The sequence below is a fragment of the Vibrio sp. 10N.222.55.A1 genome, from assembly GCF_041473835.1.
Classification (GTDB): domain Bacteria; phylum Pseudomonadota; class Gammaproteobacteria; order Enterobacterales; family Vibrionaceae; genus Vibrio; species Vibrio crassostreae_C.
The window spans coordinates 60,087-83,180 of sequence record NZ_JBFRSX010000046.1 but is presented as its reverse complement, the minus strand read 5'-3'; the positions used below and the strand labels follow the sequence as shown (position 1 = coordinate 83,180).

Annotated in this window: 19 protein-coding genes, 1 pseudogene and 1 other annotated feature; of the genes and pseudogenes, 13 read left to right on the top strand and 7 right to left on the bottom strand. The window is 44.6% G+C overall.

Going from position 1 to position 23,094, the window contains the following annotated elements; translation table 11 throughout:
- The first annotated feature begins 254 nt into the window (after positions 1-254).
- From AB4493_RS15005 to AB4493_RS14990, 4 genes are all read left to right on the top strand, one after another.
- Positions 255-1,208 (top strand): TIGR01212 family radical SAM protein, encoded by a 954-nt coding sequence (locus AB4493_RS15005; RefSeq protein WP_017059306.1) that lies wholly within the window; start codon positions 255-257, stop codon positions 1,206-1,208.
- A gap of 91 nt (positions 1,209-1,299) precedes the next feature.
- Positions 1,300-3,051: a diguanylate cyclase domain-containing protein gene (locus AB4493_RS15000; protein WP_017059307.1), complete on the top strand. Its 1,752-nt coding sequence runs from the start codon at positions 1,300-1,302 to the stop codon at positions 3,049-3,051.
- A gap of 174 nt (positions 3,052-3,225) precedes the next feature.
- Positions 3,226-5,595: an aerobic respiration two-component sensor histidine kinase ArcB gene (gene arcB / locus AB4493_RS14995; RefSeq protein WP_372155299.1), complete on the top strand. Its 2,370-nt coding sequence runs from the start codon at positions 3,226-3,228 to the stop codon at positions 5,593-5,595.
- A 7-nt stretch (positions 5,596-5,602) separates the two neighbouring features.
- On the top strand, positions 5,603-6,046 hold the full coding sequence (locus AB4493_RS14990) for a hypothetical protein (RefSeq protein ID WP_017062884.1): 444 nt from the start codon (positions 5,603-5,605) through the stop codon (positions 6,044-6,046).
- A gap of 136 nt (positions 6,047-6,182) precedes the next feature.
- Here AB4493_RS14990 and arcA read toward each other — a convergent pair whose 3' ends face one another.
- Both arcA and AB4493_RS14980 read right to left on the bottom strand, forming a co-directional pair.
- Entirely contained in the window at positions 6,183-6,899 is a 717-nt protein-coding gene (gene arcA, locus AB4493_RS14985) for a two-component system response regulator ArcA (protein ID WP_004741534.1), read from the bottom strand.
- Positions 6,900-7,328: 429 nt separating this feature from the next.
- Positions 7,329-7,430, bottom strand: a pseudogene (locus AB4493_RS14980) (ribonuclease activity regulator protein RraA); the annotation flags it as partial.
- 47 nt (positions 7,431-7,477) lie between these two features.
- Between AB4493_RS14980 and AB4493_RS14975 the strand changes: the two are divergent.
- Entirely contained in the window at positions 7,478-7,963 is a 486-nt protein-coding gene (locus AB4493_RS14975) for a putative 4-hydroxy-4-methyl-2-oxoglutarate aldolase (RefSeq protein ID WP_017059310.1), read from the top strand.
- Positions 7,964-8,101: 138 nt separating this feature from the next.
- On the opposite strand, the gene AB4493_RS14970 is transcribed toward AB4493_RS14975, so the two are convergent.
- Positions 8,102-8,560, bottom strand: coding sequence for a hypothetical protein (locus tag AB4493_RS14970; protein WP_017070076.1), 459 nt, complete (start codon positions 8,558-8,560; stop codon positions 8,102-8,104).
- Between the two features lie 317 nt (positions 8,561-8,877).
- Positions 8,878-8,996, top strand: a sequence feature (Thr leader region).
- A 29-nt stretch (positions 8,997-9,025) separates the two neighbouring features.
- Here AB4493_RS14970 and thrA point away from each other — a divergent pair.
- From thrA to thrC, 3 genes are read left to right on the top strand one after another with little or no spacing between them, the layout of a single operon-like run.
- Positions 9,026-11,485, top strand: coding sequence for a bifunctional aspartate kinase/homoserine dehydrogenase I (gene thrA, locus AB4493_RS14965; protein WP_017059312.1), 2,460 nt, complete (start codon positions 9,026-9,028; stop codon positions 11,483-11,485).
- Positions 11,486-11,502: 17 nt separating this feature from the next.
- Positions 11,503-12,459: a homoserine kinase gene (gene thrB / locus AB4493_RS14960; protein ID WP_372155311.1), complete on the top strand. Its 957-nt coding sequence runs from the start codon at positions 11,503-11,505 to the stop codon at positions 12,457-12,459.
- Positions 12,456-13,739 (top strand): threonine synthase, encoded by a 1,284-nt coding sequence (gene thrC, locus AB4493_RS14955; protein ID WP_102394353.1) that lies wholly within the window; start codon positions 12,456-12,458, stop codon positions 13,737-13,739. The genes thrB and thrC overlap by 4 nt, the downstream gene beginning before the upstream one ends.
- A 77-nt stretch (positions 13,740-13,816) precedes the next feature.
- Here the strand turns inward: thrC and grcA are convergent, their stop codons facing one another.
- A complete protein-coding gene (gene grcA, locus AB4493_RS14950; RefSeq protein ID WP_017059315.1) occupies positions 13,817-14,194 on the bottom strand; it encodes an autonomous glycyl radical cofactor GrcA in 378 nt (125 codons plus the stop codon).
- 326 nt (positions 14,195-14,520) lie between these two features.
- Between grcA and nfo the strand changes: the two genes are divergently transcribed.
- From nfo to AB4493_RS14935, 3 genes are all read left to right on the top strand, one after another.
- Positions 14,521-15,429: a deoxyribonuclease IV gene (gene nfo, locus AB4493_RS14945; RefSeq protein WP_102319761.1), complete on the top strand. Its 909-nt coding sequence runs from the start codon at positions 14,521-14,523 to the stop codon at positions 15,427-15,429.
- A gap of 397 nt (positions 15,430-15,826) precedes the next feature.
- Complete coding sequence (gene ung / locus AB4493_RS14940; RefSeq protein ID WP_017059317.1) at positions 15,827-16,507, top strand: uracil-DNA glycosylase; 681 nt, start codon at positions 15,827-15,829, stop codon at positions 16,505-16,507.
- Positions 16,508-16,593: 86 nt separating this feature from the next.
- Entirely contained in the window at positions 16,594-17,145 is a 552-nt protein-coding gene (locus AB4493_RS14935) for a hemerythrin domain-containing protein (protein ID WP_017070073.1), read from the top strand.
- A gap of 151 nt (positions 17,146-17,296) precedes the next feature.
- Here AB4493_RS14935 and AB4493_RS14930 read toward each other — a convergent pair whose 3' ends face one another.
- On the bottom strand, positions 17,297-17,485 hold the full coding sequence (locus tag AB4493_RS14930) for a DUF3545 family protein (protein WP_017059319.1): 189 nt from the start codon (positions 17,483-17,485) through the stop codon (positions 17,297-17,299).
- 709 nt (positions 17,486-18,194) lie between these two features.
- Here AB4493_RS14930 and AB4493_RS14925 point away from each other — a divergent pair.
- Both AB4493_RS14925 and yaaA read left to right on the top strand, forming a co-directional pair.
- Positions 18,195-19,622, top strand: a complete 1,428-nt coding sequence (locus AB4493_RS14925; protein ID WP_032545312.1) for a sodium:alanine symporter family protein — start codon at positions 18,195-18,197, stop codon at positions 19,620-19,622.
- Between the two features lie 208 nt (positions 19,623-19,830).
- Complete coding sequence (gene yaaA / locus AB4493_RS14920) at positions 19,831-20,607, top strand: peroxide stress protein YaaA (protein ID WP_017059322.1); 777 nt, start codon at positions 19,831-19,833, stop codon at positions 20,605-20,607.
- 133 nt (positions 20,608-20,740) lie between these two features.
- On the opposite strand, the gene srmB is transcribed toward yaaA, so the two are convergent.
- The gene (gene srmB, locus AB4493_RS14915) at positions 20,741-22,006 is read right to left on the bottom strand and encodes an ATP-dependent RNA helicase SrmB (protein WP_017059323.1); all 1,266 of its coding nucleotides are present in this window, start codon (positions 22,004-22,006) and stop codon (positions 20,741-20,743) included.
- 107 nt (positions 22,007-22,113) lie between these two features.
- Entirely contained in the window at positions 22,114-22,842 is a 729-nt protein-coding gene (locus tag AB4493_RS14910; RefSeq protein ID WP_372155297.1) for a tRNA1(Val) (adenine(37)-N6)-methyltransferase, read from the bottom strand.
- Between the last annotated feature and the right edge of the window lie 252 nt (positions 22,843-23,094).

Genomic DNA, 23,094 nt, shown 5'->3' with positions numbered 1-23,094 from the left:
CCTACAATTTTGTCTAGGCGAATTGCAATGAAAGTTGACCCATGTAGACCATTTTTTTCGTTTTATTTTGAATTTAATGCCTAACAAATGTGCAACATTAGGCAAATAGAGCCGATTTTTTGCATGTTTATTGATATTTGTTAGGTTGCTCGCAAAAAGCCTTGAGTAAACTAATTGGTCGAATTTTGCAGGGATGTAATTTTTTTTCAAAAAAGACTGATATTCATTCTTATTTACTTGAGTGCTTTGAAAATATGCAATTACACGAGTTGGTCAATACTATCGGCCAAGACCTTCAACGCCGTTATGGCGAGAAGGTTCACAAGCTGACGCTTCATGGTGGTTTCAGCTGCCCAAACCGAGACGGGACAATTGGCCGTGGAGGTTGCACGTTTTGTAACGTGGCTTCCTTTGCCGATGAACAAACTCAAATTCAAAGTATTGCTGACCAGCTAAAAGATCGTGCGGGTGAGATTGCTCGTGCCAAGAAGTACCTGGCTTACTTTCAGGCGTACACCAGCACTTATGCTGAGGTGCAAGTGCTCAAGAATATGTATGAAGAGGCGCTAAAAGCACCCGGTGCAGAGATCGTCGGCCTTTGTGTTGGTACGCGACCAGACTGTGTGCCTGATGCGGTGTTGGATCTGTTAGCGGGCTACGTTAAACAAGGCTATGAGATTTGGCTCGAGCTTGGCCTGCAAACCGCCAATGATAAAACCCTCAAGCGAATTAACCGCGGCCACGATTTTGCAGTGTATGAAACGATCACCCAACGCGCACGCGCTTTAGGTATCAAGGTGTGTACTCATCTGATTGTTGGCCTACCAAAAGAAACCAAAGCGGATAACCTTGAAACCTTAGACAAGGTATTAGCCGTTGGCACCGATGGTATTAAGCTGCACGGCCTTCATATAGTAGAGGGCAGTACCATGGCTAAGGCGTGGAAGGCAGGAAAGCTAGAAGCCCCAAGCCTCGAAGAGTACATCGATATCGCGAGTGAGATCATTCAACGCACTCCTGCGGACGTGGTTTATCACCGTGTTTCTTCAGCGGCGAGACGCCCAACCTTACTTTCTCCTTTATGGTGTGAGAACCGCTGGTTAGCGATGACTGAAATAGGTCGTTCGTTGGATAAAACCGGTGCTCAAGGCATCAAAACGGGCTCTGCATTCGAGTACACGTTGCCTGTTTTAAACGCGGCCAATTAATAGAAATGGGTGACTGTAGGTAACAGCAGATAAAACCAATAAATAGTGGTAACATTTCCCTAATAGATTTTATGGTATAGATTGAGAGTAAATGGAACTGGTAATGACTTGGTTGTGGGACAGGGCGTATGGCTACGGTATTTATATCGTTGTTGTATTGCTGATTGCTCTCATCTGCTGGCATCTCTATTCTCGTTATCAGTCGCATATCGAAACGCTTCTACTTGCTACCCCGTCGCCACTCTACTTTGTTGATGTTCGAAGTGGCGAAATACTCTATGCCAATCGCCAAGCCATGCAGTTGCTTGGTATCCGCCAAATCGGTGTTAATTTTCGCTTTCCTACTGTGGAAAGCGAGAACAGCTTTCGTCACTACTTAACCAACCACATCAACTCTCGAGCCTTCGAGCAGGTCTCCCTGTGGGCGCTTTCTGAATTTGAGTCGTTCAAGATCAACTTGATCGGTCGTAAGATCCATTTTAGAAATAAGCAGGCTTGGATGATTCACGCCTCACCTTATAAAAACACTAACGAAGAACTGTCCCAAGAAGTTCGAGAACTGAATGTTGCTCGTACCGCTTTGGATTCTTTGTCTGAGCTGATCTACGTGAAAGATCAGAAAGGTCAGTTAGTGACGAGTAATCGCTCGTTTAAAAAGTTTTGGCATGGTCGTGCTGAAGAGGGCACCCTGAGTGTTTCTGGTGGAGTATTAAAAGGTCGTGTAAGTGAACGCTCTTGGACTACAGATCAAGATGGAAAAAGCTGCTTGCTTGAAACCTACCAAAGTGTGCTGCTTTCCCAAGATGGAGAAACCATCGGCACGCTCTCTATTAGTCATGATGTGACCGATTGGCATGACATGCAGCAGAAACTGCGTGGCGAGATGGAGAAGCGAAAAGATACCGAAGTGGCACTTGCGCAGCGTGACACCATCTTGCAAAACCTCCTGGAGGCCAGCCCAGACTCGATTGGTATCTTTAATGAAAACATGGTTTATCAAGCGTGTAATAAACCATTTGTGGCTGCGCTGGGTATCTCTGAAGTCAGTGACTTGATCGGTAAACGTTTACAAGATGTGGTGCCACATAGCATCTATACGCGAATATCAGAAACCGATCATCAAGTGCTTCATCAAAGTAAATCACTGCGTTATATCGACAAAGTGGTCTCAAGTGATGGAACATTTACTTGGTATGATGTAGTCAAATCACCGTTTAGAGATCCAGCATCGAGCACTAATGGTGTGTTGATCATGGCGCGTGATATTACAGAGCGTTATCTAGCAGAACAAAAGCTTGAAGAAGCCAACCTTGAACTTGAACGCCTCAGCTTTATGGATAGCCTGACTAAAGTGTCTAACCGACGTCGTTTCGATGAACAGCTCTCTACACTGTGGCATTATCATGTGCGTGAGAAGCTGCCACTGACGATCATGCTATGTGATATCGACTTCTTTAAAGGCTACAACGACTTTTACGGACACCAACAAGGCGATGATGCTTTGATTCAGGTTTCTCAGGCATTTAAGCAGGTGTTGAATCGTTCATCTGATTGTGTGGCTCGTTATGGTGGTGAAGAGTTCGGCTTTATTCTGCCAAATACAACGACCGAAGGTGCTCAGCTGGTGGCGCAGCGTATTCATGATGAAGTCCTAAAATTGGAACTTGCGCATGAGAAGTCGACAGTCTCTGAATTCATCACGGTGAGTATTGGTATTATCTCTTACATTCCTACACCTGATGATGAAATGGAATCGGCTGTTGCCTTGGCTGATAGTGCGTTGTATCAAGCGAAATCAGACGGTCGCAACCGTTCAATGGTGCATCCATACTCAATTCGCTAACGCTATAAAATTGGCAATTTGATTATCCCCGGCTATTTTTGCTTAGTTAGTATTTGTATTGGTTAATTAACCTTCGAAATTACCGCTGAACACTTGCTGCGTGTGATGTAGCTAGCTTACCTCCCATCTTCAAACAGGGTAGAATGTTGCTAGTCTTATCGCATGGAGCGCTAAATGAAACCCATGAAAAATCTTGCCCAGTATTACGTGGATCTACTCGTAAAACTGGGGATTGTCCGCTTTTCTATCTTACTCGCCCTAGCGCTTGTTGCCCTCGCTGTTGTTGTGCAAGTCGGTATCACCCTTGCACTCAAAGGCAATGTTGATGACATCGACATTGTCCGTTCAGTTTTCTTCGGTTTAGTGATCACGCCTTGGGCGGTTTATTTTCTGTCAGTGGTCGTGGACCAGTTGGAAGAATCACGTCAAAGGTTAGCGAAATTGGTCTCTAAACTTGGCGACATGCGTGAGCGAGACCAAGAACTCAACAATAAAATGCAGCTCAATATCGAGAAGCTTAATCAAGAAATTGAAGAGCGTGAAAAAGCGGAAGAAGCGCGCGCAGAAGCAATGCAAGATCTCGAAAACGAGGTGTTCCAGCGCGAGCGTACTCAGCTTGAACTCGCAGAACGTACTGCACTGTTACGCTCGTTTATCGATGCCTCGCCTGACCTTATTTACTACCGTAATGAAGATGGTGTGTTCTCTGGTTGTAACCGTGCGGTTGAAGAGCTCACTGGTAAAACAGAAAAAGAGCTAGTTGGTTTAACTCCTTGGGATGTTTACAGTAAAGAGGTCGCTCAGCAAGTTGTTGAAACCGATAAGAAAGTATTTGCTGACAACCAAGCACTGACTTATGACCAATGGCTTGAATACCCAGATGGCCGCAAGAGTTACTTCGAACTGCGTAAAGTGCCTTTCTACAGCAAAGATGGTCGTCACTTGGGCTTGGTTGGTTTTGGCCGCGATATTACTGAACGTAAAGAGCATCAAGAGTCGTTAGAAAAAGCCAGCCGCGATAAGACCACCTTTATCTCAACTATTAGCCACGAGTTAAGAACGCCGCTCAACGGCATCATTGGCTTGAGCCGCATGCTGCTTGATAGCCAACTGACCACCGAACAGCGCAAGCAGATGCAAACCATCAAGGTGAGCGCGGTGACACTGGGTAATATCTTCAACGATATTATTGATATGGATAAGTTCGACCGCCGTAAGCTTGAACTCTTCCCTACGCCTATTAACTTTGAAGATTTCGTTGTCGAGATCGAAAGTATCTCTGCGTTGATGGCTGAGCAGAAAGGGTTAAGGTTCGATCTAGAAAGATTGTCTGATCTTCCAGCTGCTGTTGAGGTGGATGGTACTCGTCTTAGACAGGTACTGTGGAACCTTGTTAGTAACGCGATGAAGTTCACCAAAGATGGTGGAGTGGTGATGACAGTCAGCGCCGACATTGATGGTGACTTTGCCAACATTACGATGGAAGTGGAAGATACTGGTATTGGTATCCCTGAAAGTGAAATCGAGAAGATCTTCGCGATGTACTATCAGGTGAAATCGGGCACGGACAACTTGCACGCTGTCGGCACGGGTATTGGTCTCGCTGTCTCTCAACAGCTAATTAATATGATGGATGGCCACATTGAAGTCATCAGTGAAGAGGGCTTTGGCAGTACCTTTATGGTTTCGATTCGAGTTCCAGTGAATCACGATACTCAGGCTCTGATCAAAACGCCAAGAAAACAGTCGAATCTTAAGATCTTTATGGTCGAAGACATTGAACTCAATATCACAGTGGCTCGCTCTCTACTTGAAAGCCTTGGCCATGAAGTGACAGTCGTGATGACGGGTAAAGAGGCGCAAATTGCTTTCAATCCTGAAGACTATGATTTGGTGTTGTTGGATATCCAACTGCCAGATATGACGGGTTTCGATATTGCTCAATACTACCGCGAGAAATACAGCCAGCTACCGCCTTTGGTGGCGTTAACTGCGAACGTATTAAACAACAAGCAAGAGTACTTCCAGAAAGGCATGGACGAAGCGATCAGTAAACCTTTGTCGGTTCGAGCTATCCAAGATGTCATCAGTGAACTTATCGAAGATGCACCAGAGGTAATTGAGAAGGTAGCGGGCACCGATAAGGTTGAGAGCATTGATAAAGTCGACGCGAGTAAGCCTTTTCTTTCAGAAATTGATACCACTTTGCTTGATATTGATATGCTAGAGTCTTATGTTGATATTGTTGGACCGAAACCGGTTTTGGATAACATCGCGATGTTCGAAGATATGATGCCGGAGTATATGGAAATATTGAACTCCAACATGGTCGCGAAAGATAAAGCCAGTATCGTTTCTGAGGCACATAAGATTAAAGGTGCTGCAGGTTCTATTGGTCTGAAACGCATCCAACAAGTTGCCCAGAAAGCTCAATCTCCAGATTTGCCTGCGTGGTGGGAGAACATTTCAGATTGGGTTGATGAGATAAATAACGAATACCAGAATGACATTGAAGTTTTAAAGAGTTGGTTAAATCAAAGGTAGAAGAATAATGAAAAAATTAGCATTCGCCGCATGTGTAGTGGCATTAGCGGGTTGTTCTGCGCCACAAGTAGAATGGCAGCAAGATAATCAAGTCGAAGTATCTGCAGCAACAGTTACCATGAAAAGCAACCTTTGGCACAACAAGATGCCAACGATTGGCGAGACTCAAGATAAGACCCTACATGGTGCTATCTACCTAGAGTCAGACTCACAACTGCCAGCAACGCTTGCGGTTGAAAGTGTTACGGTTAAACAGGGTGCAGACACCTTGTTGGTAACGGCTGACGATCTTGATTTAAGAACACACAGTGAAACTCAATGGGAAGTCGCGTTTGTATGGCAGCTAGAAATCGACAGTGACAAGCCTGTTGATGTGGCGGTGGAACTTAAAGATGGCGAAACCGTGAAGTGGTTAGTAGAGAAAGACGTTAAGGTGGATACGGTTTACTAAAATCTTATCCAATTAAGAACAATAAAAAAGGGAGAATGCGTTGGCATTCTCCCTTTTTAATAACTATTGATGACGCTTCTAGTGTTCAAAACACTTACTGGTGAGTAGTGCTAAATGGTAAGAGGCGCGAATCGAATTAGTCTTCTAGGTCACCACAAAAGCGGTAGCCTTCACCGTGAATCGTTGCGATGATTTCTGGCGTACCAGAAACAGATTCAAAGTGCTTACGAATACGACGGATTGTTACGTCTACAGTACGATCGTGTGGCTTAAGCTCACGGCCAGTCATCTTCTTAAGAAGGTCAGCACGTGTTTGGATCTTACCTGGGTTCTCACAGAAGTGAAGTAGAGCACGGAACTCTGAACGAGGTAGCTTGTAGCCTTCGCCATCTGGGCTAACCAGAGAACGACTGTTGATATCTAGTACCCAACCGTTGAACTCATACTTCTCAACGCTACGCTTCTCTTCTTGAACAGAGCTTGTGCTCATTGAACGGTTCAGAAGGTTGCGTGCACGGATAGTCAGTTCACGAGGGTTGAAAGGCTTAGTGATGTAGTCATCAGCGCCGATCTCTAGGCCAAGGATCTTATCAACTTCATTATCACGACCAGTTAAGAACATAAGCGCTACGTTTGCTTGCTCACGTAGTTCACGCGCAAGTAGTAGGCCATTCTTACCTGGAAGGTTGATGTCCATAATTACAAGGTTAACTTGGTTGTCAGATAGCACTTGGTGCATCTCTTCACCGTCGCTAGCCTCAAAAACAGCATATCCCTCTGCTTCAAAAATACTCTTTAGAGTGTTACGAGTTACTTGCTCATCTTCAACGATAAGAATCTGCGGGGTTTGCATTTGGCGGTACCTAAATTTGTGACGAAACTGTGCTAATAGAATAAATTCTAGGCAAAAACATAACATACAGGTAATGTATTTTTGATGATAACTTAAAGTTTTCAAAAAAACACTTACTTCCAGCTATCTGCCTTCCTTGAAGTATTGCCCAATAACGTAGATCCAGTACGCCTTTCAATCATTCTTTTAGTGATTGGAGTGGATTCTATAATGTTAACAGCATGCTAACAACGCGAGAATGTTAATTCCATTCACTTTGTTGATTTACATCAATTGCCGTATCGCAACAAACTTTAATAGTATGGCTACAACTTAACCAATGTTATGGTGACTATTTAGCACCAAAACAAGAATGATTATTCGAGATGCTTCGCACATCTTGCCTGCTACAGACCGGATTATGAACCAAGGAAGCTGAAAGCTGTCTTAAGAGTCTAGTAGATAAATATGCTCAATCAACTTTTATTGAGTAATAAATTGAGCATAGAACAATGAAAACAAAGGATTAATTTTAATAACATATAAAAGCATAGAGGCTAGCCTGACATAACCGGTAACGCCTTACTCACGGAGGATATATGCACGATATAACACCCGACTTGTGTGATGAGTTTGAAAGCGAAGTCACCCTACTGAACATGCCATTGCAGAACTTCGGCCAACGTGGTGCGTTCTTTGGAAAAATTGTAACAGTTCGTTGTTATCACGATAATTCCAAGGTTCGCGAGGTTTTAGAGACCGACGGCTGTGGCAAAGTGCTTGTCGTTGACGGAAATGGCTCATGCCAGAAGGCGCTGCTTGGCGATCAACTCGCTATTCTCGCGATAGAAAACGGTTGGGAAGGCGTGATTGTAAACGGTGCGGTGCGTGATGTAGGCATGATGTCGCAAATGGACCTTGGCGTTCAGGCGTTAGGTGCATCGCCATTCAAAACAGAGAAACGCGGTGTCGGCCAAGTGAATGTGACACTCTCTATACATAATCAACTGATTCAGCCTGGTGACTATATTTATGCCGATTGGAATGGCGTGTTAATTTCATCTGAGCTGTTAATTGAATCGTAACTGACTCAAATTGAATGCCGTTGATAGATTAGAACGGGGAATGGTTTGTGATGTACTAAACGGGGAATGGTTTGTGATGTACTAAAAGTTTGGATCTCAATCCGCACTAATCTGTTAATAAAGAACAAGCTAAAGAGACTAAAAGCGAAACCCTAGTCCCACTTCAACACCTTGCTGCCACTCTTCATAATCAAGGGTGGCATGCAAATCTAGGTTATCTGTTAGTTGCACTCGGCTGGAAACCTCTGCGGCTACCGATTTCTCATTGTCTTCGGTCTCGTCTTTATAGGTGTGTAGAGAACTGTTAAAAGAGACTCTTTCTGAGAACTGATAACTGACACCACTCAAGAATCCACTTTCCTGTTTCAGTGCCGCACTATTGATACGTGTACCGACGTAAAGATCCACATCTGAAAACAAGCTATAAGAGTAGCCACTGTCTATCTTCCAAGTATCGAAGCTTTCACTCGACGCGTTTTGTGTGGAGATAAAGAATTTATGAGAAGAACTATCGATCTGGCTGGGTAGTAGAGGCAAGCTATTCGCTGAACAAACAACAGGCATAGCAAAAGCCAAAAGAATAAGTAATCTCTTCATTTCCCACTCCTGATGTCATTATTATTGTTCTTCGAACGTTATCGTTCAATTAAAGCACAGAACTTGTACGTTCGCTGCACAATCGATATAGCATTTTGTTATGACTATATATGCAACTGATCACTATTGCCTGTTCAATGAGTAAATCCAGTATCTTAAGTGAAGGTTTATACAGGGTGTTTTATCCCTTAAATGACGGTTTGCTCTGAAAAACGGTGCGAATGTAAAAAAAACGCAACTTTTCATTGACGTCCAGTGGTAAAAATTGATACACGTAGAGTAAAGCACAAGCAGAGAATTTGATATGCAGCACGTAAGCCACCTAGTAATGACCACAACCATTATTATTACCGACATTAACATTGTTGGGGCAGGCTGCTAAGTAACGGATTTTAAAAAAAAGGCCTGTATCCAACAAGATACAGGCCTTTTTTTGTACCATTTTTATGACTTATGGAGAAAGGGATGCGCGTTTTAAAGTTTGGAGGTTCATCATTAGCTGATGCAGATCGTTTTTTACGAGCGGCTGATATCATCGCTAATAATGCCCAGCAAGAAGAGCTAGCCGTTGTACTATCGGCTCCAGGAAAAACAACCAATAAGTTGGTCGCTGTTATTGAAGCTGCACTGAAAAATGGTGAAGCTGACGCACAGATTACAGAGATCGAATCTTCATTTAACACACTGTTTGCAGAGATCAAAGCGGTCGTGCCTTCTATCGATGGTGCCGCGTTTCAAGAGCAGGTGGATACCTCTCTTGCTCAGCTAAAGCAGTTCGTGAATGGCATCAACCTACTTGGTATGTGCCCGAACCACGTTAATGCTCGCATCATCAGTAAAGGTGAGCGAATCTCTATCCAGTTAATGAAAGCGGTACTGGAAGCGAAAGGCCAACCAGCAAGCCTGATTGACCCTGTCCAATACCTATACGCTAAAGGCGATCACCTTGAAGCTATGGTCGATGTGGATGTCTCTACTCAGAACTTCCAACAATCTCCACTTCCTAAAGGTCACGTTAACATCATGCCTGGCTTTACTGCGGGTAATGAAAAAGGTGAGCTAGTCACACTAGGTCGTAATGGTTCTGACTACTCAGCGGCTGTGTTAGCGGCGTGTCTACGTGCTGATTGCTGTGAAATCTGGACTGATGTCGATGGCGTTTACAACTGTGACCCACGCTTAGTTGATGATGCTCGTCTGCTCAAGTCTCTTAGCTACCAAGAGGCGATGGAGCTTTCTTACTTTGGTGCTTCGGTTCTACACCCAAAAACCATTGCTCCTATTGCGCAATTCCACATTCCTTGTCTGATCAAAAACAGCTTCAACCCACAAGGCGCAGGTACTTTGATTGGCCAAGACACTGGCGAAGATAACCTAGCAATCAAAGGTATTACGACGCTAAGTGACCTAACCATGGTTAACGTATCAGGCCCAGGCATGAAGGGCATGGTAGGTATGGCGAGTCGTGTATTCGGCGCGATGTCTTCTGCTGGCGTTTCTATTGTCCTTATTACTCAATCTTCTTCTGAGTACAGCATCAGCTTCTGTATTGAATCGGCTGATAAGGTGAAAGCGAAACAAGTGTTGTCAGACGCGTTTGAACTTGAACTTAAAGATGGCCTGTTAGAGCCGGTTGAGTTCATGGATGACGTTGCGATTGTAACGCTGGTGGGTGACGGTATGCGCACTTCACGTGGCGTAGCATCTCAGTTCTTCTCTTCTTTAGCTGAAGTGAACGTCAACATTGTTGCTATTGCTCAAGGTTCTTCAGAGCGCGCTATTTCAGCGGTTATCCCTGAAGACAAAATCTCTGAAGCAATCAAAGCGTGTCACGAGAACCTATTTAACTCTAAGCACTTCCTAGATGTATTCGTTGTGGGTGTCGGCGGTGTTGGTGGCGAGCTTGTTGACCAGATCCAACGTCAGCAAGGCAAACTGGCTGAAAAAGGCATCGTGATTCGCGTATGTGGTTTAGCAAACAGTAAAGGTTTGTTGCTAGACAGCGATGGTCTACCGTTAGAGCAGTGGCGTGACCGTATGTCGAGTGCGACTGAAGAGTTCAGCCTAGCGCGTTTAGCGGCTTTGGTTCAACGTAACCACATCATCAACCCAGTATTGGTTGATTGTACGTCTAGCGAAGGTATTGCGGCGCAGTACGCTGATTTCCTAGCGGCTGGTTTCCACGTAGTAACACCAAACAAGAAAGCAAACACAGCAAGCATGGCTTACTACCATCAGCTTCGTGAAGTTGCACGCAACTCACGTCGTAAGCTGATGTACGAGACAACAGTAGGTGCAGGTCTACCGGTCATCGAAAACCTACAGAACCTTATCTCTGCAGGTGATGAACTTGAGAAGTTCAACGGCATTCTTTCAGGTTCACTGTCTTACATCTTCGGCAAGCTTGATGAAGGTATGACACTGAGCCAGGCAACCAATATTGCAAAAGATAACGGCTTCACTGAACCGGATCCTCGAGATGATCTATCTGGTATGGATGTGGCGCGTAAGTTGCTTATTCTTGCTCGTGAAGCAGGCATGGCGCTTGAACTTGAAGATGTTGAAGTAGACCAAGCTCTGCCACCGGGTTTTGATGATTCAGGTACGGTTGAAGAGTTCATGGCTCGCCTACCAGAAGCGGATGCTTACTTCAAAGAGCAGTCAGCTATCGCAGCAGAAGAAGGTAAAGTACTTCGTTATGTGGGTGAAATCGCTGAAGGTAAGTGTAAGGTTCGTATCGCTGCTGTTGATGGCGACGACCCAATGTTCAAGATTAAAGATGGCGAGAACGCATTAGCATTCTACAGCCGTTACTACCAACCAATCCCTCTAGTACTGCGTGGCTACGGCGCGGGTACTGAAGTAACAGCTGCTGGCGTATTCTCTGATGTGATGCGTACTCTTGGTTGGAAATTAGGAGTTTAAGAATGAGTTCAAGTGATATGGATGTTGTCGTTTATGCTCCTGCATCAATCGGTAATGTCAGTGTAGGGTTTGATGTGCTGGGGGCCGCTGTGTCTCCAGTGGATGGCACGCTGCTAGGTGACCGAGTTATGGTTAAAGCCGGTGATGAACCATTCTCACTTAAAACTGCAGGCAGCTTTGTTTCTAAGCTGCCAACTGAAGCAAAAGAAAACATCGTTTACGACTGCTGGGTGGTGTTCTCGAGAGAGCTTGATAAAAAAGGCGTTACGCTAAAGCCTTTAGAAATGACACTAGAAAAGAACATGCCTATCGGTTCAGGTTTGGGTTCTAGTGCATGTTCAATCGTCGCGGCACTGGATGCGCTAAACCGTTTTCACGGTCAGCCCCTGAATGAAACTGAACTGCTTGCTCTGATGGGTGAAATGGAAGGCAAGATTTCAGGTGGTATCCACTACGATAACGTTGCGCCATGTTACCTTGGTGGTGTGCAGCTCATGCTTGAAGAGCTAGGCATCATCAGCCAAGAAGTACCGTGTTTTGACGACTGGTACTGGGTAATGGCTTATCCGGGTATTAAGGTTTCAACGGCTGAAGCGAGAGAGATCCTACCATCTCAATATCGTCGTCAGGATATTATTGCTCATGGTCGTCACTTAGCGGGCTTTATCCACGCGTGTCATTCAGGTCAATCTGAACTGGCGGCGAAGATGATCAAAGACGTGATCGCTGAACCATATCGTGAGAAACTGCTTCCAGGGTTTGCTGATGCTCGTAAATACGCGCTGTCAGCTGGGGCACTGGCTACTGGTATTTCTGGTAGTGGTCCAACTCTATTTAGCATTTGCAAAGAACAAGATGTCGCCGAGCGTGTTGCACGCTGGTTAGAACAAAATTACGTACAAAATGAAGAAGGATTCGTTCACGTTTGTCGCCTAGATAAGCAGGGTTCGATCGTTACAGGAAGTGAGTTATGAAACTGTACAACATCAAAGAAAATGATGAACAAGTCTCTTTTGGCCAAGCCGTTCGTCAAGGCTTAGGCCGTAATCAAGGTCTATTTTTCCCATCTGAACTGCCAAAGTTTGATGATATCGATGCGCTGCTAGCAGAGGACTTTGTCCCTCGTAGCTCAAAGATTCTGTCAGCATTGATTGGTGATGAATTACCAAAAGAACAGATCGACCAAATGGTGGATGCAGCGTTCCAATTCCCTGCACCAATCAACCAAGTAAAAGACGGCGTTTACGCGCTTGAGCTTTTCCACGGTCCAACACTGGCGTTTAAAGATTTCGGTGGCCGCTTTATGGCTCAATCTTTAGCAGCTGTTTCTGATGGTGGTCAAATCACTATCTTAACGGCAACATCAGGTGATACTGGTGCGGCGGTTGCGCATGCTTTCTACGGCATGGAAAACATCAATGTTGTGATTCTTTACCCGAAAGGCAAGATCAGCCCACTGCAAGAGAAGCTGTTCTGTACGCTTGGCAAGAACATCCACACTGTGGCGATTGATGGTGACTTTGATGCGTGTCAGGCTCTAGTTAAAGACTCATTTGATGACGCTGAACTGCGTAAAGAGATCGGTCTTAATTCGGCAAACTCGATTAACATCAGCCGTTTAATGGCTCAGATCTGTTACTACTTTGAGGCGGCTTCTCAGCTGACTAAAGAGCAACGTGAAAACCTCGTTATCTCTGTACCAAGTGGTAACTTTGGTAACCTAACGGCTGGTCTATTGGCTAAAGCGCTAGGTCTACCTGTTAAGCGTTTTATCGCAGCAACTAACGAAAATGACACTGTTCCTCGTTACCTAGAAACAGGTCAATGGGATCCAAAACCGACTGTTGCGACAACATCGAACGCGATGGACGTAAGCCAACCAAACAACTGGCCTCGTATCGAAGAGCTTTGCCAACTGAAAGGTTGGGGCTTAGATACACTAGGCAAAGGTAAAGTATCTGACGAGCAGAGCGCTGAGTCAGTTCGCGACCTAAAAGCACAAGGTTACCTATGTGAACCACATGGTGCGATTGCTTACCGTCTACTGGAAGAGCAACTGCAAGAGAACGAAACTGGCTTGTTCCTGTGTACAGCACACCCAGCGAAATTCAAAGAAGTGGTTGATGACATCCTAGGTTCTGATATCGAACTGCCTGGCCCGCTAGCAAAACACGCGGCGATGGAATTGTTGTCTGAAGATCTTGATAACGATTTTGAAGCGCTAAAAGCTGTGCTTCGTCGAGTTCAACCGTAACGTCCATTTGTTTTTCGAACAAATAAAAACGGCGCTCAATGAGCGCCGTTTTTGTATTCTAATTTAAGCTCTAAAAATTATAGAGACTCAGTGAACGTACGTGCGATAACGTCACGTTGCTGTTCAGTTGTTAGAGAGTTGAAACGTACAGCGTAACCCGATACACGGATAGTTAGCTGTGGGTAGTTCTCTGGGTGAGCAACTGCGTCTTCTAGCGTTTCACGCTTAAGAACGTTAACGTTTAGGTGTTGACCACCTTCGATGCGTGGTGCTGCTTCGATTGCAACTTCACGGCTTTCGTACTCGCCTAGGTCTGCAGCTGAGATAACTTGGTCAGCTTCGAAACCTGCAGTAGCAACAACACAACGAGCTTCATTCTTCTCGCTATCTAGTAGCCAGATTGAGTTTAGTAGGTCATCGTTTGCTGCTTTAGTAATTTGAATACCTTGGATCATAACTATCTCCTAGTCCACTGAATGTGGTTTGATTATGGTGTTAACTTTCGATTTTTATTGAGCTGGGTAATGTATACCTAATATTGGTAAGGTTAACATTGATTTAAGTCAAAAAACAACCAAAAACCATATTTTTACAAAGGTGATTATATTGAGGTAAATCAATAAAACCTTTGAAAACAAAGTAATTACAAAATATTTTAAAGTATAAAAAATATTTAACAGTCATATTTGTTGTAAGTTTACTACATTTGTTGTGTTTTTATTGAACTACAACCGATACGACCCTTTATTTATTAAGCATTCTGAAAGTGTAAAGTGATTTAATGACAAACAATAATTCATCCTCAAAACCGGAAACAAATATTAAGTTTATTGGCGCTCATGTGTCGGCTGCTGGTGGTGTTGATCAGGCGCCTATGCGTGCACGTGAAATAGGTGCCAATGCGTTTGCACTGTTTACCAAGAACCAGAGACAGTGGGCGGCAAAACCACTAGAAGCGAAAACCATTAGTGCCTTTAAAGCCAATTGCAAAATGTTGGGCTACGGTGCTGAGCACATTCTTCCTCATGACTCCTATCTGATTAACCTAGGAGCGCCAGAAGAAGAGAAGCTAGAGAAATCACGCGCGGCTTTTATTGATGAAATGGAGCGTTGTAATCAACTTGGACTAACGCTTTTGAATTTTCATCCTGGGAGTCATTTAAAGAAAATCTCAGAAAGCGAATGTTTGGCGAAGATCGCTGAATCGATCAACCTAGCTCATCAAGCGGTACCTGACGTAATCGCAGTGATCGAGAATACGTCTGGGCAGGGCACTAATCTGGGTTGGAAGTTTGAACATCTAGCCGAGATTATCGAGCAGGTAGAAGATAAGTCACGTGTGGGTGTGTGCTTAGACACCTGCCATACGTTTACTGCTGGCTATGACTTACGTACAAAAGAGGCGTGTGAGCATACTTTTGCTGAGTTCGACCGCATCGTGGGTATGCACTATCTAAGAGCAATGCACATCAATGATTCAAAAGCTGAGTTCGCGAGCCGAGTCGATCGACACCATTCTTTAGGAAAAGGCGAAATTGGCTGGGATTGTTTTGAGTATATTGCCTCTGATTCTCGCTTTAATGGTATCCCTCTTATCTTGGAAACCATTGATTCGACGATCTGGAAAGAGGAAATTCAACAACTTAGAATGTTTCATCGCTCAGCAACGCTAGCGAGCGAACAAGCGTAATAATAGAGGGGGAAATTTATTTCCGTCTATTTCTAAAAATTGGCACCTTTCTTTCATAGTATTAAAGTGAATATGTAGTTCACGATGTCTTAGAGGAGGTGCCTTTATGTATTCAATCACCCAAACTTCAACTATTGCTGTCGCACGCCGTTTACCTACACCAAACCGTCACGTGCATAACCACGGCCACCATCGTACACAGCAGAAAAGTGGTTAATCGAGATAAGCACAACTTGAACTGATTATTATGATTCATCAACAAGTGAACCCTACACATCATGTTTATTGATAGCTGTATGAGGTATAACTAGAGCCTTATTTAGGACAGTTAGCCGATACAGCTATTTTTTTGTCTGGCGAAAGCCGCTAGAAACCTTGATGATTGGGAAGTAAAACGATGACCGCACCAAAGACTTGGGAATCCATTATTAATGATGAACGTGATAAAGAGTACTTTCAGAGTGTCCTCGCGTTTGTTGAACAGCAACGTAATAGTGGTAAAACCGTCTACCCGCCACAAGAACAGGTGTTCAGTGCCTTTGATATGACGCCTTTCGAATCCGTGCGAGTGGTTATCTTAGGGCAAGATCCTTATCACGGTGCTAACCAAGCTCACGGCTTAGCATTCTCAGTGCTTCCTGGTGTGAAAATCCCACCTTCTCTACGCAATATGTACAAAGAGCTTGCACAAGATATAGAGGGCTTTGAGATTCCTAGTCATGGTTATCTCGATTCTTGGGCATCGCAAGGGGTGTTGATGTTGAACACAGTCCTTACAGTCGAAGAGGCAAAAGCACACTCACATGCTAAGTGTGGCTGGGAAACCTTTACCGATGCCATTATTGCTGAGCTCAATCAGCGCTCTGAACCGATCATCTTTTTGTTGTGGGGCGCACACGCCCAGAAGAAAGGTCAAGCGATTGATGACGACAAGCATCATGTGTTGGTTGCACCTCACCCATCGCCATTATCGGCACGCCGTGGATTCTTCGGTTGTCAGCATTTCTCTACAACCAACAAGCTGCTTTCTTCTATGGATCAACAACCTATTGACTGGCGTTTACCAACAGAAGTGTAGGTTGGTGGTTTTCTGAGCAGGGTCAAATCATAAATCAGCATATTCGTATACACTTATAAATAGTAGGTGTAATGGAGTGCAATACTATGATGATTGAAAGGATAAGACGAGAGCATGGCTATATGGCTCGTTTACTCGCGATACTCAACAGTAAGTTAGAGTTTCTGAAACAGGAGCGAGAAATAAACTATAGCCTGATCGCAGAGGTGGTTCATTACCTTATGAACCATTCAGACAAAGTGCATCACCCTAAAGAAGACGTCATTTATCGCTACTATCTTAAGCAATATGGCAGCGAGCAAGCGATTGAAGACTTGGAGTTAGAGCATCAATTGCTTTCTGAGAAAACGGCGGACTTTTTAGGTTTGGTCGATATGATCCTTCAAGATGCGGTGGTTCCTCAGCAAGTCTTTATTGAGCAGCTTGAAGCGTTTGTTAAGGCTCAGCGAAAGCACATGGAATATGAAGAGAAGCATGTGCTACCCATGATTGTTGAGGCGTTCACGGTGAAAGATTGGCAAGAAGTGGAGTCTCAATGGCTTCAACCGGAAGATGACCCTGTTTTTGGAGAGACCATCGCCGATCAATATCGCCAACTCGCGGCTCGGGTTCGACAAAATGAACAAGAGTGTGTTTAGCCCGTTGTAATGTTGAGGTGCACCTATTTTAGGTGTCCTCTATATTAGAGGGTTGGTTTCCAAATGGCGCTTTGAGCGGATTAACTACCTCAAAAAATAAAAAAGGCACCTATATAGGTGCCTTTTGCTATCTGATTTCTTATCGTGCTGATTAAAGTTTTATATCGTCAAGGCTAAAATCAAGACCTAGGTTCATCTCTCTCAGCTCTTTCTCAAGCTGCCTACGATCGTTGATGGCTTCGATTTCACGCCACTTACGCTTGAGTGGTTTCGAGCGTGATTTTTGAGTTACACGAGGCATTTCTAGTTCTGATACTTCATCGAATTGAAAGCTATCCATAAGCCATATCTCCTTCCGTGGGACTAGTTCTTACGAACCAATAAATATCATATTTAGGTTCACAATAACTTTGATTTGTTTCTCATTTGTTTCAAATCCATGAAGCTTTTGTTCTATTTTCTTATGCATGCTCACACATTGTGAGAATTATTATGTATAAAAAACAGGCAAACAAACCTAAGTAAACGATTAAATTGGGGGTTATTGAATGTTAATTCATTGTGCGAATGGAATAGCGTTTTGACTACAATGCATTGAAGTGCACATGGTACCGTGCGGTATAGGGATCTCATTGGCCTAGAAAAAAACGAAGATCTTCACTATACCTTGTAAAACCTAGGCTGACGTCATTTTTATAGGATGGTGTTCTTGTTGGGGTAGTGCCGTGGCTGTTGTTGATATTATGTCCCGATAATGTGACTTTTATTGGGCTGCATTGTTGAAAGTTGTGTTAACAAAAGGTGTGTTATTAGTGAAATGTCATTTTAATATAAGTGTATTTGCATATTGATTTTTAGGCCGTCTCGCTGCATTATCCGCCCGTCAAAAAATACACTGATACGTAAAATGGATGCATGAAGCGACATTTACAGTCTCAATCGCCGCAAGAATATAACAAGAGTGCCGACACAACATTGACAGAGGCATAGGCGATTAAGAGGAAGGCTAGGAAGCATGATCGGTGCTTAAACTCAATTACGAGGTTCACGTGACAGACTTAATCAATTTGATGAACGATCTCCTTTGGGGATCTATCTTAGTTTACTTACTGGTTGGTGTGGGTATCTACTTCACTGTACGACTAGGCTTCATTCAATTCCGCCATTTCGGCCACATGTTCTCTGTTCTTAGAAACAGCCGTAAAGCAGACAGTGCTGGTATCTCTTCTTTCCAAGCTCTTTGTACTAGTCTCGCTGCTCGTGTAGGTACGGGTAACATGGCAGGTGTTGCTGTAGCACTAACCGCTGGTGGCCCTGGTGCTATCTTCTGGATGTGGCTAATCGCAATGCTAGGTATGGCAACATCGTTTGCAGAAAGCACACTGGCACAGCTATACAAAACGCGTGATAACGACGGTAACTACCGCGGCGGCCCTGCATACTACATGGAGAAAGGCCTAGGCATGCGTTGGATGGGGGTTCTATTCTCTATCTTCCTCATCATTGCATTTGGTCTTGTATTCAACGCGGTTCAAGCGAACGCGATTGCAAGCGCAATGAATACGGCATTCGACCTTGAGCGTAGCTACGTTGGTGTTGGTATCGTAATCATCTCTGCGTTCGTTATCTTCGGTGGTATCCGTAAGATTGCACGCACAGCAGAAATCATCGTTCCAATCATGGCATTGGCTTACCTAGCGATCGCTATGTACGTGATGTTCGCGAACATCGAGAAAGTGCCTGAAGTACTGGCTCTTATCTTCAAGAGTGCATTCGGTCTGCAAGAAGCAGCAGCGGGTGGCCTAGGTTACGCAATCGCACAAGCGATGATTAACGGCATCAAACGTGGTTTGTTCTCGAACGAAGCGGGTATGGGTTCTGCGCCAAACGCAGCAGCTTCTGCTACGCCTTACCCACCGCACCCAGCATCACAAGGTTACGTGCAAATGCTAGGCGTGTTCATGGATACCATTGTTATCTGTTCAGCAACAGTCGCAATCATCCTGATGTCTGGTGAGTATGTACCACACGGTGAAGTAACGGGTATCGAACTAACGCAACGTGCACTAACAGCACAAGTGGGCGAATGGGGCGGCATTTTTGTAGCGGTAGCGATTTTCTTCTTCGCTTTCACTTCAATCATTGCAAACTACTCGTACGCTGAAACGAACCTTATCTTCCTTGAGCACAACAACAAGAAGGGCCTAGTGCTGTTCCGTATCGTTGTTCTGGGTATGGTTATGTTCGGTTCTCTAGCGACGTTACCAACGGTATGGGCACTGGCTGACGTATCGATGGGCCTAATGGCGATTGTTAACTTGGTGGCGATTATCCTGCTATCAGGTATCGTGATTAAGCTAGCGAAAGACTACAACCGCCAACTAGACGCGGGTAAAGTACCAACATTCGATTCGAATGACTTCCCAGAGCTTAAGTCTCAGCTGGAAGACGGTATTTGGGACAACAACAAGAAGTAATCTTGTTGGAGCGATAAACGGCTCATCCTAAAGTGATTAGAAAGGCTAAGGTTTCGACCTTAGCCTTTTTGTTTGCCTGTCATTTGTCTCATTCTGTCTATCGAAGCTCATTCTCCCTATCGAAGTAATAGGAAGAGTCATAAAGACAAGTTGATGTTTTTTCTATACTCTAGCAGCATCCAGTTAGATAACCGATTAGGGTAAAGTTATGTTAGTTGTCGTTTCTCCAGCCAAAACACTTGATTACGAATCACCATTAGCGACGGAACGCTTTAGTCAGCCTGAGTTTGTTGAACACTCTGCTGAGCTGATTGAAGAGTGCCGCAAACTGACGCCAGTAGATATTTCTGCACTGATGAAAGTCAGCGATAAAATCGCAGGGTTGAACGTAGCGCGCTTTGAGCAGTGGAGCGAGACCTTTACCCAAGACAACGCACGCCAAGCAATCCTAGCCTTTAAAGGCGATGTATACACTGGCCTAGACGCTGAAACGCTATCGGATGAAGATTTTGACTACGCACAAGACCACCTGCGCATGCTTTCTGGGTTATATGGCTTGCTTAAGCCATTAGATTTGATGCAGCCATACCGCCTAGAGATGGGTACACGCTTAGCCAATGCTCGTGGTACTAACTTGTACCAGTTCTGGGGCAACATCATCACAGACAAGCTCAATGAAGCGTTGAATGCTCAAGGCGACAATGTGTTGATCAATCTAGCGTCGAACGAATACTTTAAAGCCGTGAAGCCGAAGAACTTGGATGGCCAAGTGATTACCCCTGTATTCAAAGACTGCAAGAACGGTCAGTACAAGGTGATCAGTTTCTACGCGAAGAAAGCGCGTGGCATGATGGCTCGCTACATCATCGAGAACAAGATCGACTCGGTTGAGGCGCTGACCCAGTTTGATACGGCGGGCTACTACTTCGTTGAAGAAGAGTCGAACGCGAAAGAGCTTGTCTTTAAGCGCGAAGAGCAAAACTAGTAGTCCTTGGCTAACGAGTAGCTCTCGGTTTTAGCCTGTAGTTAATATTAGAGACCGAGACAGGCCAGATAGAGAAAAGCCCCATGCAGCGAACTGCATGGGGCTTTTTTATTGAATCGTTGAAGCTGGTAGATTACTTCTTCTTTGCTGCTTTCTTTTTCTTCGCGATTTTTTTCTTCTTCGCGATTTTTTGTTTCTCTACCGCTTTCTTATCTTCTTTCTTCGGCTTCTTCTTCTTAGTCACGGCCGCTTTCTTATGCGTAGGGCGCATGCCTTCAATAAAGCGTTCTTTGATTGGTTCGTCTGTGTAACGAGCCACACGCTCAATCATTAGTTGATCGTGCGCTTCAATGATAGAAACCGCGTTACCTTTTTTACCAGCACGAGCAGTACGGCCAATACGGTGTAGGTATACGTCAGCAGTACGTGGCATGTCGTAGTTGATTACGTGGCTTACGTCTGGAAGGTCGATACCACGAGCAGCAACGTCAGTCGCTAGCAGTACGTTTACAGAGCCGTCACGGAAACGAGCAATCGCGTTGTTACGACGATCTTGAGGCATTTCACCTTGGATCCACGCACATGGAATTTGCGCGCTTTCAAGTTGAGCTCGTAGATCACCTAGACGATCACGCGTCTTCAAGAATACGATGCTGCGCTCAGCTTGCTCTGTGATGACGTGCTTTAGGATGTTCAGCTTGTGCTCTGCTGTGTCTGCACGGTGGTACCACTGAGTGATCTTCTTACGCTCACGAAGTGATGATTTCGCATCGATCTCCGCTGGGTTTTTCAGTAGATCTTCAGTGAAGCCTTCAATGCCTTTACCTTCTAGCGTTGCTGAGAACAGTAAAGTTTGTTTACGCCAGCGACACTCTGCAGACAGACGGTCAACAACAGGACCAAAGCCCATGTCTAGCATGCGGTCGGCTTCATCTAGAACCAGCCATTCAATCGCACGACAGTCAAAACGCTCGCCTTCAATGTATTCCATCAAACGGCCAGGTGTTGCTACTACGATATCTTGAGTGGTACTTAAGATATCTGCGTGCTCTTGGTACATCACACCGCCCGTGATCGTGAAGATATTTAGGCTGGTGTATTTAGCAAGCTCACGTGCTTGTTCGGTGATCTGCATTGCTAGCTCACGCGTTGGCGTCAGGATAAGCATACGTGCAGGGCCAGATTTCTTACGTGGGAAATCCAGTAGGTATTGCAGTGCTGGCAATACAAATGATGCTGTTTTACCAGTACCTGTTGGCGCAGAAGCCAAAACGTCTCTTCCATCTAACGCTTGTGGGATTGCTTCAGCTTGTATCTGTGTTGGACGTTCGTAGCCCATTTCGTCAATTGCTTTAAGCAGCTCTTGGTTTAGATCGAGTTCTGCAAAGGTTCTGATCACTGTTGTTTCTCCACAAGCAATAAATGTTTCTGCCTCAAAAAGCAGACGATAAAAAAGAGTAGTCGGACATTATAGAAGCATTAGTGATTAGGATCACATGGTATTTGCTACATCTTGAGATAAAAATCTTTAGTGAGCGCAATAAATGCTTCGCTATAACCACCTTGATGGTGAATTGTAAGCGATTCGCGCTGCAAATCTTGCTCGCAAGCAGGATCTTTAGATAACTCGAATAAAATTCGGCTAGCTGGCTTTTTATCTGTTGTTTTTACATCAAGGCGTTTTGCTAGATACCAACCACATTGCTCGGCAAGCTTGATAAAACCTTCCCCCTCAGGCGTCGGTAGGATGAAACTGGCAGTCGCGGCGTCGGTTGTTATCTCGAAACAACGCTGGGCAAGCGCTAAATGATCCAAGCTGTCGGTGTGCCTGGCGGTGGCTCTTTGGCTTTGCTGCGCCTGTTCTCCAGAGTTGAAGTAGGGCGGGTTACAGATGATCGCATCAAACCTTTGTGGAAAGTCGGCTGTTAACACGCTGCCGTGATCAAGGGAGATACGATTTTGCCAAGGCGACTGCTCAATATTGATAGTGGCAGCATCAATAGCGTGTTGATCAATATCTATCGCAGAGATTGAAGCATCTTCAAAACGCTGCGCAGCCATCAAAGCCAGCAGACCTGTCCCGGTTCCAATATCGAGTACACATGATCTTTGTGGCAGGCTTACCCACGCGCCAAGTAATACGCCATCGGTACTGACTGGCATACCGCTTTTCCCGCCGTAAATTGAGAATTGCTTAAAATTGAAGCTTTTAGTTTGCACTGTTTTGTCTTTCATTAATGTTCTGAGTATCGAGATATTTTAAGTGATTAGCTCTAATGTTAACCGCTTGTATGAATCAATGTTCTGCTTGGAAAAATATTGTTGTGCATTATGGTTAGTTTATAATTGTGGCTATTTTTCTATAGCTAGTGGAATCCACTGCTTTTTGTTCTCATATGCAAATTTATATGGTGTTTTTGTGTGGTGACTTGCAGCTAGCCAGTTGTTTCGTCATTATGCGCGACTATTTTATAGATTGATTGGCAG